Annotated in this window: 13 protein-coding genes and 1 tRNA gene; 2 read left to right on the forward strand and 12 right to left on the reverse strand. The window is 58.5% G+C overall.

The features are described 5' to 3' along the window. Positions 1-107 precede the first annotated feature (107 nt). The 11 genes from AB9K37_RS06700 to glpD form a co-directional block, all read right to left on the reverse strand. Positions 108-257 (reverse strand): LysR family transcriptional regulator, encoded by a 150-nt coding sequence (locus AB9K37_RS06700; RefSeq protein ID WP_369836286.1) that lies wholly within the window; start codon positions 255-257, stop codon positions 108-110. A gap of 240 nt (positions 258-497) precedes the next feature. Then, positions 498-2,213 (reverse strand): methyl-accepting chemotaxis protein, encoded by a 1,716-nt coding sequence (locus AB9K37_RS06705; protein WP_369836288.1) that lies wholly within the window; start codon positions 2,211-2,213, stop codon positions 498-500. Positions 2,214-2,373: 160 nt separating this feature from the next. Beyond that, a complete protein-coding gene (locus tag AB9K37_RS06710) occupies positions 2,374-3,561 on the reverse strand; it encodes an iron-containing alcohol dehydrogenase (RefSeq protein WP_369836291.1) in 1,188 nt (395 codons plus the stop codon). Continuing rightward, on the reverse strand, positions 3,525-5,012 hold the full coding sequence (gene glpK / locus AB9K37_RS06715; RefSeq protein WP_369836294.1) for a glycerol kinase GlpK: 1,488 nt from the start codon (positions 5,010-5,012) through the stop codon (positions 3,525-3,527). The genes AB9K37_RS06710 and glpK overlap by 37 nt, the downstream gene beginning before the upstream one ends. Positions 5,013-5,124: 112 nt before the next feature. After that, on the reverse strand, positions 5,125-6,849 hold the full coding sequence (locus AB9K37_RS06720) for an ABC transporter substrate-binding protein (protein WP_369836296.1): 1,725 nt from the start codon (positions 6,847-6,849) through the stop codon (positions 5,125-5,127). A 68-nt stretch (positions 6,850-6,917) separates the two neighbouring features. After that, the gene (locus AB9K37_RS06725) at positions 6,918-7,190 is read right to left on the reverse strand and encodes a DUF2160 domain-containing protein (protein ID WP_072709845.1); all 273 of its coding nucleotides are present in this window, start codon (positions 7,188-7,190) and stop codon (positions 6,918-6,920) included. A gap of 24 nt (positions 7,191-7,214) precedes the next feature. Next, positions 7,215-8,066, reverse strand: a complete 852-nt coding sequence (locus tag AB9K37_RS06730) for a carbohydrate ABC transporter permease (RefSeq protein ID WP_072709843.1) — start codon at positions 8,064-8,066, stop codon at positions 7,215-7,217. Between the two features lie 3 nt (positions 8,067-8,069). Next, positions 8,070-8,939: a carbohydrate ABC transporter permease gene (locus AB9K37_RS06735; protein ID WP_369836300.1), complete on the reverse strand. Its 870-nt coding sequence runs from the start codon at positions 8,937-8,939 to the stop codon at positions 8,070-8,072. Beyond that, positions 8,939-10,015, reverse strand: coding sequence for an ABC transporter ATP-binding protein (locus AB9K37_RS06740; RefSeq protein WP_369836303.1), 1,077 nt, complete (start codon positions 10,013-10,015; stop codon positions 8,939-8,941). Before AB9K37_RS06740 ends, AB9K37_RS06735 begins: the two co-directional genes overlap by 1 nt. Positions 10,016-10,026: 11 nt before the next feature. Continuing rightward, positions 10,027-11,115 carry an ABC transporter ATP-binding protein gene (locus AB9K37_RS06745; RefSeq protein ID WP_369836306.1) on the reverse strand — a complete coding sequence of 363 codons (1,089 nt, stop codon included), beginning with the start codon at positions 11,113-11,115 and terminating at the stop codon, positions 10,027-10,029. Positions 11,116-11,143: 28 nt separating this feature from the next. Further along, entirely contained in the window at positions 11,144-12,748 is a 1,605-nt protein-coding gene (gene glpD, locus AB9K37_RS06750) for a glycerol-3-phosphate dehydrogenase (RefSeq protein WP_369836309.1), read from the reverse strand. A 269-nt stretch (positions 12,749-13,017) separates the two neighbouring features. Here glpD and AB9K37_RS06755 point away from each other — a divergent pair, with 269 nt between their 5' ends. Then, positions 13,018-13,782, forward strand: coding sequence for a DeoR/GlpR family DNA-binding transcription regulator (locus AB9K37_RS06755; protein WP_369836312.1), 765 nt, complete (start codon positions 13,018-13,020; stop codon positions 13,780-13,782). Between the two features lie 60 nt (positions 13,783-13,842). Here AB9K37_RS06755 and AB9K37_RS06760 read toward each other — a convergent pair. Then, positions 13,843-13,919 (reverse strand) — tRNA-Met (locus AB9K37_RS06760). Between the two features lie 72 nt (positions 13,920-13,991). Here AB9K37_RS06760 and AB9K37_RS06765 point away from each other — a divergent pair. Further along, positions 13,992-15,407, forward strand: a complete 1,416-nt coding sequence (locus tag AB9K37_RS06765) for an FAD-binding oxidoreductase (RefSeq protein WP_369836315.1) — start codon at positions 13,992-13,994, stop codon at positions 15,405-15,407. The last annotated feature ends 14 nt before the right edge of the window (positions 15,408-15,421 follow it).

A 15,421-nucleotide genomic window follows, 5' to 3' on the forward strand; every position in this document is an offset into this window, starting at 1 on the left:
CGCACCTTCAAATACAAGTCCACGGTGTATATCCCCAAGCCCTCCCGAAATCCGAAAGGGCAAAAGTGGACGACTTTTACGCCGCCCGCGACAACACTATGCCGTCGCTACCGTGGCCGAGTATTGCTCCGCCGTTCACACTTGTGGATCCGACGCGAGACCGTCGCCACATTCGCCCCGATAACAGAGGCTGCCGCAGACATTGTTCCATAGCGGTGCAATGCCAGACAAATCCTCAGGTCATTCCAATTTTCCATCACAAATTCCGCCCTAGCAATTCGCGATCAAGGCGGCGGAACGTGCGCGATGCCACCTCAAACGTAAATCAAAGATGCATATATGCAGACAATTATATACCTATATACAAAGGTATATTTGCATATGTGCACTACAACTAGGGAAAAATTGAATAATTCAAGGAAAAATTCTTGTCCGTATTGCAATTTTACAAGAGCGGGGCGCACTCACACGCCCCGCATAAGGTATCGCCTACTTGATTATTGACCCTGCTTCATCAGATAGGCCTGTATCTGCGCTAGCATTTCGGGCGAGAGCCCCTGTATCGCGTCTGGCTGCGCCGCAGGTTGCGCTGTTTTGCGCTCCTGTGGACGCAAGCGGAACCGTTGCATCTGCGCTTTGACAGACTGGGTCGAGGCTTCCATCTCGGCAGCCGCCGCAGCAAGTTCATCAGACTGGTTTGTTACCGACATGCTGCTTCTGGTGATGTCATTCACCGCCTCGCTAATTTGCGTAATGCCGCGCGCCTGTTCGGCGCTGCTGCTGGCGATATTGCCCATCAAGCCGTCGATTTTCTCGATATCCGTCGTGATGCTCACAAAAGCTGCTTGGGTTTCATCGGCAAGCTCCACACCCGCTTTGACCTTGGTCCCAGAGCTTTCGATCAGGTCAGACGTTTCACTGGCTGCCTGCGCAGACCGCCCTGCTAGGTTCCGCACCTCTTGCGCCACCACCGCAAAACCGCGTCCATGTTCGCCTGCCCGCGCGGCCTCGACCGCCGCGTTCAGAGCCAAGAGGTTTGTCTGGAACGCAATCTCGTCAATGACCTTGATGATTTTGGCGATATCATGAGAGGCCCCGCGGATGTCATGCATCGCTGAAACCATTTCCGACATCTTCTGCTGGCCCGACTGGGTGACACCCCGCGCAGCCGTCACCACCTTGCTGATCGACGCACTCGAGTCAGCATTGCTGCGCACCATCTGGTCTGTTTCCTCGGTGGTGGCAGAGATTTGCTCGATTGCAGTGGACTGCGCCTGAGCATCGGTGGACAGCGCATTCGCCGACGAACTGATCTGCGAGATGGTCACAGAAATCTGCGAGATTTGGTCGTTGATCTCATGAATGGTCTGGTTAAGAGAGCCATAAGCCCGCTCGAACGCTTCGATAATCTCGCGGTATGCGCCCTCATAGGCCTCTGGGTGGATCACGCGGTCCAACTCGCCATCCACGATCGCCTGAGACAAGCCCTGAATATCGTTCACGACAGTTTTGAAGGCGTGTCGCACATCCTCGATCGCATCATTGATGAATTTGCGATCGCCGCTGAATTGCTCGATCTCGAAATCTAGATCACCTTTGGCAAAGGCCTGCATCGCCATGATGATCTTCTTTTTGGTGCTGATATGGCCATTCACCATATCATTCACCTGCGTCGCGATAGAGGCATATTCTGCATCCAGACCATCAGTCGCAATCACTTCTTTGATCATCCCGTCTTGATGGGCACGGGCCATCCCCAGAACGCCCTCGATCAAACGCTCAACTTGGGTCTGCGCCTCCTTCAGATCGGTCTGGTCTTTCCATTCGACAAAGATCGACACCAGATGCCCATCATCCGAAAACTTTGGTGTCGCACGAAAAGACAGATGCTTGCCCCCTACGGTGAACTTTCCATCGTGGGGCTTCACCATTCCGCTGACCAAGCGGCGCTGGAAGGCAGGGTTTTTGTGGAATTGGTCGATTGATTTGTTCAGCACCGAGCGGGCACGAAAATGGGGCAAATCCTTCTGGATTGCCCCTTCTATTGCCTCGAACATCTGGTAAGCGGCATCATTCACAAAGCGAATGACCATCTCGCTGTCTGCGATCATAACCGGGTTCGATAGAACGTTAAGCGCCTCTAGCGCGTCCACGTCCTCCCATTCTCCGTGCACAAGCTCCATCGCCGAGGGGCGGGCAGTCATTTGTACCATGTCTTTTTTCCATCGATTTATACATCTGGGGCGGACGGCTCGAGGAAACATCATACGTTCTAAAGAAGGCACGTTCGTCCGTGACTAGCCAAACAAACGTCCAAAACCATCGTCGGATTAGGTCGACGGTCTCAATTTCTGAAAAAGATATCTCCAGGTCTTACCTCTTGGTAAAGGCCACCCTGATCATTTGGCTTAACCGCTCATGCGGGATGGTTACCGGATTACCCTTCATAGAGGATGACAGGGCAGAAGCCGCCGCGACGGCATCAGAATCAACCGGCCCATCTACTAGGTCCGACAGCCAAGGCAGCCCAGCTTGGTCAATCCACGCCTCAAGTGCGTCAATTGAATTTTCTTTGGATCCGCCAAGTACAGTGGCCATCCAGAGCTTCACTTCCTCAAGGCGAGTACGGACAGGATCCGGCAGATCGGTGGCCTCGTCATGATCCTTCAGTACCAAGGGCAGGAACCGGCCGCAGAGCACACCGTGGGGAATACCGGTCGTGCCACCCAGAACCCCTGCCACGCCATGCACCGCACCAAGCCCTGAATTCGCCAGAGCAAGTCCGCCGTAAACGCTGGTCAACGCCAGATCATCCCGTGCCGCCGCATTTTCAGAACCCACCAAGGTGTGCAGTGCCCGAAGCCCACGCGGGATGGCATCGCGGCACAGTGCGTCCGATAGAACCGTCGCCCTAGAGGAAAGATAGGGTTCGATGACCTGCACAACAGCATCAAGGCCAGAGGCCAGCGTAACGGACGCAGGGCAACCATCCGTCAAAGCGGGGTCGATGACGGCCAGATCCGCGAGCATTCTGTTGTCGCGCAGGCTGACTTTGCGGCCTGCTTCTGGAATGCCGATCACCGCGTTCTTGGTGACCTCTGCGCCTGTGCCTGATGTGGTGGGGACCGCCACGAACGGCAGAGGTGCCGCCTCTAGGGGTTTGCCTTCGCCTACCACCTCGAGATAGCGCATCGGCCCTGCAGGGGCGGGTACCAACGCGGCCAAAGCCTTGGCCAAGTCGATAACCGATCCGCCACCCACTCCGACAACCACGTCGATCTGCGCTTCTCTGGCCTCTTCGACCAAATTAAGCAGTAACGGCAAGTCCGGCTCGCCAGAACCATAGACCACCGTGACCGCCGCGCCGCCGGACTTCAGGTCGCGCTCAAGCGTGTCCGCCCACGCGACCGACCGGCCCCGTACCAAGAGCACGCGCAGACCAAGCGCGGTCACCGCAGGGGCGACCATGCCAGACTTGCCACGGCCAAATTCGATGCGGGCGGGAGCGGCCAGAGCGAACTGCATCAGACGCTCATCGTGGCCTGAACAGCGCGTTTCCATGCGTCGTACTTGGTCGCGCGGGTTTCGTCGTCCATTGCGGGGTCGAAGTGCTGCTCAATCGCCCATGTTTTGGCAAACTCTTCCATGGGGGGATAGACGCCAGCCTTCATACCCGCCAGCCACGCGGCCCCGAGGGCAGTGGTCTCCAGCACGGTCGGGCGATCCACAGGGGCACCGATGATGTCCGACAGAAACTGCATGGCCCAGTCGTTGGCGCTCATCCCGCCATCCACGCGCAGGGTCGCTTCGCCGCCGTCGTTCTGCCAATCAGCGGTCATCGCTTCCAACAAATCGCGGGTCTGATAGCCAACGCTTTCCAGCGCGGCTTTGGCGAACTCGGCAGGGCCAGAGTTACGAGTCAGACCATAGACCGCTCCACGACATTCGGCGTCCCAATAGGGCGCACCAAGGCCGGTGAACGCGGGAACGAGGATCAGGTCCTGACCGTCATCCGCTTGCTTGGCGAGCGGCAAGGTTTCTGACGCACTGCGAATGATCTGCAACCCGTCCCGCAACCACTGGACCACGGCACCTGCGATAAAGATCGAACCTTCCAGAGCGTAGGTCGGCTTGCCATCCAGCTGGTAGGCGATGGTCGTCAGCAGGCGGTTGTTTGACCGCACCGGCGTGTCGCCCGTGTTCAGCAAGGCAAAGCAGCCCGTGCCATAGGTCGACTTCAGCATCCCGGGCTGAAAACACGCCTGCCCCACGGTCGCGGCCTGTTGGTCGCCCGCGACGCCAAGGATCGGGATCTCTTTGCTGAACAGGTCCGCGCGCGTCACGCCGAACTCGCTGGCGCAATCCTGAACGGTGGGCAGCATCTCCATCGGGATGTCTAGCAGATCGCAGATCGTCTGCGACCAGCGCCCTTTGCGGATATCATAGAGCAGCGTGCGCGCGGCGTTCGTGGCGTCGGTCACATGGGATTTGCCCCCCGTCATCTTCCAGATGAGGAACGTATCGACAGTCCCGAACAGAAGCTCGCCATTGCGGGCGCGTTCGCGTGCACCGTCCACATGGTCCAAGATCCACTTCAGCTTGGTCCCCGAGAAATAGGGGTCCAGCAGCAGGCCGGTGCGGTCGGTGAACATCTCTTCGTGGCCAGCGGCCTTCAGCTCTTTGCAGTATTCCGAGGTCCGGCGGTCTTGCCAGACGATGGCGTTGTAGATCGGCTTGCCGGTGTCTTTCTCCCAGACCAGCGTGGTTTCGCGCTGGTTGGTGATGCCGATGGCAGCGATGTCGTTGGCACTGATGCCGAGACGTTCGATCACTTCGCGGGCCGTGCCAGCGGTGGTGGACCAGATATCCGCCGGATCATGCTCGACCCAACCCGACTTTGGGAAATGCTGCGTGAATTCTTCCTGAGCGGTCGCGCGCAGCTTCATCTCGCTGTCAAACAGGATCGCGCGGCTGGATGTGGTGCCCTGATCGATTGCTAAAATATACGTCATCAGGGGGCCTCCTCTGCCTCGGTGCAACGTGGGGACTTTTTCTAATTTAACGGGAATTTGCAAACAACAAAGGGCGAGGCCATGACTGGCCCCGCCCCTGTTTCAAAACCGCTTACTTCCAGCTGGCGATCAGCTCGTCGTAGGACACGGTCTGGGGCTCTTCACGCTCGTTCTCGAGCTTGGCCTTGGGCGAGCCGGGCTGCGACAGCCAGTACTCGGGGTCCTGCTCCTCGTTCATCTTGGGACCAATGTCACCCTGAACGCCGGCGCGCTCTAGACGCTCCAGAACCTTTTCCTGATCGGCGCAGAGCGAGTCCATTGCCTCTTGAGGAGTCTTGGCACCCGACATTGCATCACCAATGTTCTGCCACCACAGCTGAGCTAGCTTGGGGTAGTCAGGCACGTTGGTGCCGGTCGGCGACCACTGAACGCGTGCGGGCGAACGGTAGAATTCGACCAGACCACCCAGTTGCGGTGCGCGCTCGGTGAACGAGTCGTGCTGGATGGTGGACTCGCGGATAAAGGTCAGACCCACATGCGATTTCTTCACGTCCACAGTCTTGGAGGTGACGAACTGCGCGTAGAGCCAAGCCGCCTTGGCGTTGTCGACGGGGGTCGACTCCATCAGAGTCCACGAACCAGCATCCTGGTAACCAATCTTGGTGCCTTCTTCCCAGTAAGCGCCGTGCGGGCTGGGAGCCATGCGCCACTTGGGGGTGCCATCGTCGTTCATGACCGGCAGGCCTTCTTTGACCATGTCGGCGGTGAAGGCTGTGTACCAGAACATCTGCTGCGCGATGCTACCCTGTGCGGGCACCGGACCTGCTTCGGAGAAGGTCATACCGGCTGCTGCGGGGGGCGTGTACTTTTCCAGCCATTCGATCGATTTGGTGATCGCGTAAACCGCTGCGGGACCGTTGGTTGCGCCGCCACGGGCCACGCACGAACCGACAGGCTGGCTGTTTTCGTTGACGCGAATACCCCATTCGTCGACAGGCAGACCGTTGGGCTCACCCTTGTCGCCGGCACCAGCCATGGACAGCCACGCGTCGGTGTAACGCCAGCCAAGGCTCGGGTCTTTCTTGCCGTAGTCCATGTTGCCATAGACGCCCTCGGACGGGCCGCCCGCATAGGACATGTCGCGACCGGTAAAGAATTCTGCGATGTCCTCATAGGCCGACCAGTTGACCGGAACACCCAGATCGTAGCCGTACTTGGCCTTGAAGTCCTCTTGGGTCTTGGGATCGTTGAACCAGTCGTAGCGGAACCAATAGAGGTTCGCGAACTGCTGGTCCGGCAGCTGGTACAGTTTGCCATCGGGGCCGGTGGTGAACGAGACGCCGACGAAATCGTCGATATCGAGGTTCGGGTTGGTCACGTCAGCGCCTTCGCCTGCCATCCAGTCGGTCAGGTTGCGGGCCTGCTGATAGCGCCAGTGGGTGCCGATCAGGTCGGAGTCGTTGATGTAGCCGTCGTAGATGTTCTGGCCCGACTGCATCTGTGTCTGCAGCTTTTCGACCACGTCGCCTTCGCCGATCAGGTCGTGGGTAACCTGAATGCCGGTGATCGCGGTGAAGGCAGGTGCCAGCACTTTGGATTCGTATTCGTGGGTGGTGATGGTTTCAGAAACCACCTTAATTTCCATGCCCGCAAACGGCTGCGCGGCATCCACGAACCACTGCATTTCGGCTTCCTGCTCGGCGCGGCTGAGCGCGGACAGCTCACCGATTTCCTCGTCGAGGAACTGCTTGGCAGCCTCCATATCCGCGAACGCGGGGCCGGACAGCAGGGTCAGCGCAATGCCCAGTGCCGTGGTTGATTTGAAAAACGGGTTCATAGTTTCCTCCCTATATTGAACCGTTCACATATTGGCCGGCGGTCGTTGCCGCCGGCAGAGGTCAGCCCTTAGACCCAGCGGAACACCGCCAGAGCGTAAACAAGGCAAACCCCCAGAGCGTAGGGCTGGTTGTCCCCCACCAACCCCAGCCATGCGAGGTTGATGAAAGCAGAGCCCAGAAGCGTGATGAACAGACGATCACCGCGCGTCGTTTCGATCCGCAGGACGCCCGTGCGGGGCGTCTCGGGGAATTTGATAGCCAGCACCGTAAAGGTGAGCAGCAGCATCGCAATCACACCAAAGAAGATTGCAGTCGGCCAAGTCCATGCCATCCAAGCCATTGATCGGTCTCCTATTCTTCGGGATTACACGCGGCCTAGGGCAAAACCCTTGGCGATGTAGTTGCGGACAAAGTAGATCACGAGCGCACCGGGCACGATGGTCAGGACACCCGCGGCAGCCAACACGCCCCAGTCCATGCCAGAGGCCGAAACAGTACGGGTCATTGTGGCGGCGATCGGCTTGGCCTCGACCGAGGTCAGGGTACGCGACAGCAGCAATTCGACCCAAGAGAACATGAAGCAGAAGAACGCTGCCACGCCCACGCCACTGGCGATCAGGGGCATGAAGATCTTGATGAAGAACCGTCCAAAGCTGTAGCCGTCGATATAGGCGGTTTCGTCGATCTCTTTGGGAACGCCGCGCATGAAGCCTTCCAAAATCCAGACAGCCAGCGGCACGTTGAACAGACAGTGCGCAAGGGCAACAGCAATGTGCGTGTCGAAGAGCCCGACCGAACTATAGAGCTGGAAGAAGGGCAGCGCGAACACGGCGGGCGGTGCCATGCGGTTGGTCAGCAGCCAGAAGAACAGATGCTTGTCCCCCATGAAGCTGTAGCGGCTGAACGCGTAGGCTGCGGGCAATGCCACCACGATGCTGATGAAGGTGTTCATCACAACGTAGATCAGCGAGTTCACGTAGCCCATGTACCAGCTCGGATCCGTCAGGATCGTCGCATAGTTCTGGAACGTCAGATCGCGGGGCCAAAGCGAGAAATCACCAAGGATTTCCGCATTGGTTTTCAGGCTCATGTTCAGCAGCCAATAGATCGGCAGCAGCAGGAACAACAGGTAGAGGCCCATGACGATGGCGCGGGTGTTTACCTTTACCGCGGGCTTGCTGCGGGCAGCGGATTGATTGACGGTCATATCGGCCATGGATCAGCTCTCCCGCTTATCAAGGTTGGTCATGACGGTGTAGAACACCCACGAAATCAAGAGGATCACCAGGAAGTACATCAGCGAGAAGGCTGCTGCCGGTCCCAGATCGAATTGCCCAAGCGCCATCTTCACGAGATCGATCGACAAGAAGGTGGTCGCGTTGCCGGGGCCACCGCCGGTCACAACGAACGGCTCGGTGTAGATCATGAAGCTGTCCATAAAGCGCAGCAGGATCGCGATCATCAGCACGCCCATCATCTTGGGCAGCTCGATGTAGCGGAAGACTTTCCAGCGGCTGGCTTGGTCGATCTTGGCTGCCTGATAATAGGCGTCGGGGATCGACTGCAGACCGGCATACGCGAGCAGCGCCACCAGCGAGGTCCAGTGCCATACGTCCATCACGATCACAGTGATCCACGCGGCGTAGAAGTCCTGAGTGTAGTTGTAGCTGATGCCCAGTTTATCCAGCGTGTAGCCCAGAAGGCCAATGTCCACGCGGCCAAAGATCTGCCAGATGGTACCCACCACGTTCCACGGGATCAGCAGCGGCAGGGACATCAGAACCAGACAGAAGCTGGCCCAGAAGCCTTTTTTCGGCATGTTCAGCGCGACGAAGATGCCCAGCGGGATCTCGATGGCCAGAATAATCGCGGAGAATACGATCTGGCGACCCAGCGCATCCCACATCCGGTCCGAGTGCAGCAGCTCATCGAACCAATCGAGACCGGCCCAGAAGAACTGGTTGTTCCCGAAGGTATCCTGAAACGCATAGTTCACCACGGTCATCAGCGGGATCACCGCCGAGAACGCCACAAGGATCAGAACCGGCAGGACAAGGAGCCATGCCTTCTGGTTAACTGTCTTTTCCATCAGGCGACCTCCCCCTTCACGCGCCAGTCGTTGGCGTAGACGTTGACGTGGGCGGGGTCGAAGCTGACGCGGTTCATGTCCGCGCTGATCGGAGTGCCCTCGTTCGCGATAATGTTGATGTCGCTGCCAAAGAACTCGGCGCGAATAATTTTGTGACGGCCCACATCTTCGACGCGGCGGATTTTCACCGGCAGACCCTCTGTCTCGGACAGGGTCGCGAACTCGGGACGCACACCGATCTCGACCTTGCCGTCGATTGGCGCATAGCCACGGCCCAATTGCACGTAGCTGCCGTTCAAATAGGCTTTGTCGCCCTGCACCTGCGCGGGGATGACGTTCATCCCGGGCGAGCCGATGAAGTACCCGACGAATGTGTGCTCGGGGGTTTCGAACAGCTCTTCTGGGGTGCCGATCTGCACAACGCGGCCGTCGTACATCACCACAACCTTGTCCGCAAAGGTCAGCGCCTCGGTCTGGTCATGGGTCACGTAGATCATGGTGTGACCGAATTCGTGGTGCAACTTCTTCAGCTGGGTGCGCAGCTCCCACTTCATATGGGGGTCGATCACGGTCAGCGGCTCATCAAAGAGCAGCGCGTTCACGTCCTCGCGGACCATCCCGCGACCAAGGCTGATCTTCTGCTTGGCATCCGCAGTCAGGCCGCGTGCCTTGCGGTCGAGTTCCGCTTCCATGCCGATCATGTTGCCGATCTGTTGGACTCGCTCGGCGACATACTTGGGGTCAGCGCCTCGGTTCTTGAGCGGGAAGGCAAGGTTCTCGCGCACCGTCATGGTGTCGTAGACGACTGGGAACTGGAACACCTGCGCGATATTGCGCTCGGCGGTAGGGGCGTGCGTTACGTCCTGACCATCGAACAGGATGCGCCCCTGCGACGGGGTCAGCAGACCCGAGATGATGTTCAAAAGCGTAGACTTGCCGCAACCGGACGAGCCTAGCAGCGCATAGGCTTCGCCATCGACCCAGTCGTGATCCAGCTGCTTTAGCGCGAAATCATCCTCGGACGTGGGGTTCGGCAGGTACGAGTGGGCGAGGTTATCAAGGGTAATCTTGGCCATGGTCCTCTCCCTTAAGCGGCGGCTGCGTAGGCGGCAGGGGCAACCAGCTTGCCGTCCTCGCCAAAGATGTAGACGTGGCTCGGGTCCAGATAGACATCGAGCGGCGCGCCAAGCGTCAGGTTGTGCACACCGTGCACCAGACCGACCCAGCGTTCGCCATGGTGATCAAGGTGAACAAAGGTTTCCGAGCCGGTCAGCTCTGTCACAACGAGGTCCGTGGTAAACTTCATCGCATCGGCGGTGTGCTTGCCGATCTCGACGTGGTTCGGACGGAAACCCGCGATGTAACGACCATCGGGCAGGTTCGCCAAAGCGCCGGTCGCAGGGGTTTTCTGGCCCTTGCCGAACATCAGAACGTGGCCGGTCTTGCTGATCTGCAAGAAGTTCATGGGCGGATCACTGAACACACGCGCGGTGGTCGCATCCACGGGCTGACGATAGACCGAAGGGGTCAGACCGAACTGGGTCACGCGGCCTTCCCACAATGTGGCGCAGTTGCCTCCAAGAAGCAGAGCCTCTTCGGGTTCGGTTGTCGCGTAGACGAAAATGCTGCCCGACTCTTCGAAAATCTTGGGGATCTCGATCCGAAGCTCTTCGCGCAATTTGTAGTCGAGGTTCGCCAGAGGCTCATCCAACAGCACCAGACCTGCGTTCTTTACAAGCGCTCGCGCCAGTGCGCAGCGCTGTTGCTGGCCGCCCGACAGTTCCAGCGGCTTACGCTGAAGCATCGGGGTCAGCTTCATCAGGTCGGCGGCTTGCTTGACCGCTGCATCAATCTCGGCCGAGGTTTTGCCCATCAGCTTTAGCGGAGAGGCAATGTTGTCGTAGACGGTCATCGAGGGGTAGTTGATGAACTGCTGGTAAACCATCGCAACCTGACGGTCCTGAACCCGCATCCCAGTCACATCCTGACCGTTCCACATGATCCGGCCCGAGGTCGGGACATCCAAACCAGCCATCAAACGCATCAGCGACGTCTTGCCCGACAAGGTCGGTCCAAGCAGCACGTTCATCGTGCCGGGCTGCAAGACCAAGTCGGTCTCATAAATATGGGTCTGGCCGCTCACGACCTTAGAGACCCGCTCAAGAGCGAGAGTCATTGTTCCTCCTCCCCTTCGTTCAATCGCATCACTGCGCCGCTTGCGCGGAGCCGATGCTTCGAACGTCACTCATCCAATGGTCCAGCGCCGCGACCTGTTCAGCCGTCAAACGCAGACCCAATTTGCTACGCCGCCACACGACGTCTTCGGCTGTTTGCGCGTATTCGCGTTCCATCAGCCAGCGGACCTCAGCCTCGGTCAAGGTTGCCCCGAAGTCACGCCCAAGTTGCTCCGCTTCCCGAACGTCTCCCAGCACTTCCGAGGCCTCGGCCCCATACGCACGAGTCAGGCGACGTGCCCAAAAGGGCGTCAGGAACGGATATTTCTGTTGCAGATCAGCGATCAGCTTTTCGGTGTCGCTGACCGCAAAGTTCCCCCCCGGCAAGGCAACACCGGCGGTCCAAGTGCTTGGCGCTTGTGGGAAATATTCTTGGATATGCTCCAGCGCGCTCTCGGCCAGTCGGCGATAGGTTGTGATCTTGCCGCCAAAGACGTTCAGCACGGGCGCACCGCCAACGGCATCAACCTTGAGCGTATAGTCGCGGGTCGCTGCCGTCGCACTGCTGGCACCGTCATCATACAGCGGGCGCACGCCAGAATAGCTCCAGACGATATCATCGCGGGTCACCGGCTGCTTGAAATAGTCCGAGGCAAAGGACAGCAGGTAATCACGCTCTTCATCGGTGCACTCGGGCTTGATCGAAGGATCGGTGTGCTCGGCGTCTGTGGTTCCGATCAGGGTAAAGTCCTGCTCGTAGGGGATGGCGAAAATGATCCGGCCATCGGTCCCTTGGAAGAAATAGCACTTGTCGTGATCGTAGAGCTTGCGGGTCACGATGTGGCTGCCACGGACCAGACGGACGCCTTCGGTGCTGTTCGAGCGGATCTTGCCGTGGATGATATCGCCGACCCAAGGCCCCCCCGCATTCACCAGCATCTTGGCGCGGAAACGGCGCTGAACCCCAGTGTTCGTGTCCTGCACGATCACTTCCCACATGTCATCGACACGCACGCAGGACATAACTTTGGTACGGGTCATGATCTCGGCGCCGCGCGCCTCGGCGTCACGAGCGTTCAGGACAACCAGACGTGAGTCTTCGACCCAGCAATCGGAATACTCATAGGCCTTTTCGAAGCGCTCCTGCAGCGGCGCACCTTCGGGGCCTTGGGTCAGATCGACAGTCGATGTACCGGGCAAAATTTCGCGCCCACCCAGATTGTCGTACATGAACAGGCCCAGACGGATCAGCCACGCGGGGCGGCGACCCTTCATCCAAGGCATCACGGTGTTCAGAATGCGCGAGGTCGGAGTCGAATTCTCGAAACGCATGTCCTTGTGGTAAGGCAGCACGAAACGCATGGGCCAGCTGATATGCGGCATCGCCTTGAGCAACACTTCGCGTTCGATCAGCGCCTCGCGCACCAGACGAATCTCGAAATATTCCAGATAGCGCAGGCCACCGTGAAACAGCTTTGTCGAAGATGAAGAGGTCGCAGAGGCCAGATCATTCATCTCGGCCAAGGCGACACTCAGACCACGGCCAGACGCGTCACGCGCAATGCCGCACCCATTGATGCCCCCGCCAATGATGAACAGGTCATAAATCTGCTGCGTTTCGCCAGATGCCGACACAGGGTCCTCCCTCAACCGCGCTTCGGTTCGAGGGAAAAGCTACGCCTGAACGCAGAAAAAGGAAACCGCAAATGTTCGTTTGTGTTCGCTTTTAGGTATCCGACTGAAAAATATTGTGAAATCTGTATGACATGATCTAATTTCCGCAGTGCAGCGCAAGATTATTGCGCCGCAAACCGCTCGCATTTGCGATTCGCGAGTGATTCGTTCGCTGATTCTTGAATAACGAACAAAAACGCGCATAATCGAGCGATGCTTGGAGGAGAGCCATGTCCCAGACACTACGTCATCCAGAAATTCTGGAGATTGCGCGCCGCGATGGCAAAGTCACGGTCGAGGGATTGGCCGCACATTTCGGCGTGACACTACAAACAATCCGCCGCGATCTGACCGATCTGGCCGACGGCGGCCATCTGGAACGTGTGCATGGCGGGGCCATCCTGCCCTCTGGCACCACGAACATTGAATACGAAGAGCGTCGTCTGCTGCAGTCCGACGCTAAGATTGCGATTGCCCAAGCCTGCGCCGCGCGGATCCCAGAGAATGCCTCGATTTTCCTGAACATCGGCACCAGCACGGAGGCCGTGGCCTCTGAACTCCTGCGTCACCGCGACATGATGGTGGTGACGAACAATCTGAACGTCGCACATATCTTGGGGCAAAACTCGGATTGTCAGGTGATTGTGGCAGGCGGCACCCTGCGGCGATCTGATGGAGGCTTGATCGGGAATCTGACAGTGCAGGCCATTGCCCAGTTCAAATTCGATCTGGCGGTAATAGGCTGCTCTGCGCTTGACGAAGATGGGGACATTCTGGATTTCGACGTCCAAGAGGTTGGCGTCAGTCAGGCCATCCTGCGGCAATCGCGCAAAACGTTCCTCGTTTCGGATGGCTCTAAATTCCAGCGGAACGCCCCTGCCAGAATCGGATCTCTCGCTGATCTGGATGCATTCTTCACTGATCGCCCCCTGCCCCGAGATCTCCACCAGAAATGCGAACGTTGGGGAACTGAAGTGGTCATCGCGAAGCCATAAACGGAGCGCTGCCACTCGGCATAACCAAGTGTTTCTTTAATCAAAACTGTCTGGGAAACCTGGTAGCGGAGGAGGGACTTGAACCCCCGACACGCGGATTATGATTCCGCTGCTCTAACCAACTGAGCTACTCCGCCATCTGGTGGACGCTGACTTAAGGCCACGGTAAAGGACCGTCAAGCGCCAAAAGCCCTAAAACGGAATTTTTAATGAATTTTCTCGCCAGCCTTGCCGAAGCCATGCCGCAAGTCCCCCTTTTGACCGGCGCGGATTGCGCACCGTGGGTCAAGGACTGGACAGGCGCGTGGACAGGCAACCCCATGGCCGTGATCCGACCCAGGTCGACAGAAGAGGTGTCGCGGATCATGCAGCTCGCCCACGCCCATGGCGTCCCCGTGGTTCCTGCGGGTGGTCTAAGCGGGTTGGTTGGCGGCACACACGCGCCGGATGCGCTGGTCCTCTCTGTCGACCGCATGACTCAGATCCACAAGATCGACCCTGTGACCCGCGTGGCAGTGGCGCAGGCCGGCACCATCTTGCAAACTCTTCGCGAAGCTGCGGCTGAACAGGGCCTGCAGTTCCCCATGACCTTTGGCGCCCAAGGATCAGCGACCATTGGCGGGATCCTCTCCACAAATGCGGGCGGCTCGAATGTCCTGAAATACGGGAACACGCGGGACCTCTGTCTTGGGATAGAGGCTGTCCTGCCCGACGGCACTGTTCTGGATCTGATGTCCGCGCTGCACAAAGACAACACAGGCTACGCGCTGAAACATCTGCTCATCGGGGCCGAAGGCACACTTGGGATCATCACTGCCGCCACGCTAAAGCTCTACCCAACGCCGCGCATCCGGACGACCGGCTTCTTGGCCTGCGCTTCGCTAGCCGACGCCTTAACCACCCTGAACCGACTGCAAGAGGCGAGTTCGGACGCAGTAGAGGCGTTCGAGTTTATGCCCGAAAACTACATGGTGGCCTATGCCGACCTGCACCCAACCGAACGCACGCCCTTTGACGCGCCCTACCCCGTAAACATTCTGGTCGAACTTGCCTCCACCGCGCCGCGCGATGCAGCGCTCAGCCCTGAGGGCGTTCCAATTCTGCAAAACACGTTCGAAGCCAGCCTTGCCGCACTGATGGAGGATGGTCTCGTCACTGATGCGGTTATTGCGTCGAACGACACACAGCGCGCCGCCTTCTGGAAAATCCGCGAAAGCGCCGCCGAACTTTCGCTCCATGGGCCGCGCGCAGCGATCATCAACGACATTGCTTTACCCCTCGACGAGATCCCCACATTTTTCGATCGCATGGCCGTGGCCCTGCCAAAGGTCGACGCCGGCGCGACGGACATGACGGTCGCACACTTGGGGGACGGGAATATCCATTACACCGTGCGTCCGACGTCGCCCGACTTGAAGGACGCGATCATGGCCATCGTCGAAGCAGAGGTTCGTGACCTTGGTGGCTCGTTCTCAGCTGAACACGGTGTAGGCCTGTCGAAACTAAACAGCATGGCACGCCACAAGCCCGCCGCAGCCTTGGCCACCATGCTAGCTATCAAGAATGCGATTGATCCGGCAGGCATCCTGAACGCGGGCAAAGTGATCCCGCCGCTGGAAAGCTAAGGGAGACTGGCTTA

Source organism: Donghicola sp. XS_ASV15, from assembly GCF_041224595.1.
Taxonomy (GTDB): domain Bacteria; phylum Pseudomonadota; class Alphaproteobacteria; order Rhodobacterales; family Rhodobacteraceae; genus Donghicola.

Coding starts and splice junctions, on each gene's coding strand:
- AB9K37_RS06700 (WP_369836286.1), bottom strand. CDS start 257: ATGGAAAATTGGAATGACCTGAGGATTTGTCTGGCATTGCACCGCTAT.
- AB9K37_RS06705 (WP_369836288.1), bottom strand. CDS start 2,213: ATGGTACAAATGACTGCCCGCCCCTCGGCGATGGAGCTTGTGCACGGA.
- AB9K37_RS06710 (WP_369836291.1), bottom strand. CDS start 3,561: ATGGAAACGCGCTGTTCAGGCCACGATGAGCGTCTGATGCAGTTCGCT.
- glpK (WP_369836294.1), bottom strand. CDS start 5,012: ATGACGTATATTTTAGCAATCGATCAGGGCACCACATCCAGCCGCGCG.
- AB9K37_RS06720 (WP_369836296.1), bottom strand. CDS start 6,849: ATGAACCCGTTTTTCAAATCAACCACGGCACTGGGCATTGCGCTGACC.
- AB9K37_RS06725 (WP_072709845.1), bottom strand. CDS start 7,190: ATGGCTTGGATGGCATGGACTTGGCCGACTGCAATCTTCTTTGGTGTG.
- AB9K37_RS06730 (WP_072709843.1), bottom strand. CDS start 8,066: ATGGCCGATATGACCGTCAATCAATCCGCTGCCCGCAGCAAGCCCGCG.
- AB9K37_RS06735 (WP_369836300.1), bottom strand. CDS start 8,939: ATGGAAAAGACAGTTAACCAGAAGGCATGGCTCCTTGTCCTGCCGGTT.
- AB9K37_RS06740 (WP_369836303.1), bottom strand. CDS start 10,015: ATGGCCAAGATTACCCTTGATAACCTCGCCCACTCGTACCTGCCGAAC.
- AB9K37_RS06745 (WP_369836306.1), bottom strand. CDS start 11,115: ATGACTCTCGCTCTTGAGCGGGTCTCTAAGGTCGTGAGCGGCCAGACC.
- AB9K37_RS06755 (WP_369836312.1), top strand. CDS start 13,018: ATGTCCCAGACACTACGTCATCCAGAAATTCTGGAGATTGCGCGCCGC.
- AB9K37_RS06765 (WP_369836315.1), top strand. CDS start 13,992: ATGAATTTTCTCGCCAGCCTTGCCGAAGCCATGCCGCAAGTCCCCCTT.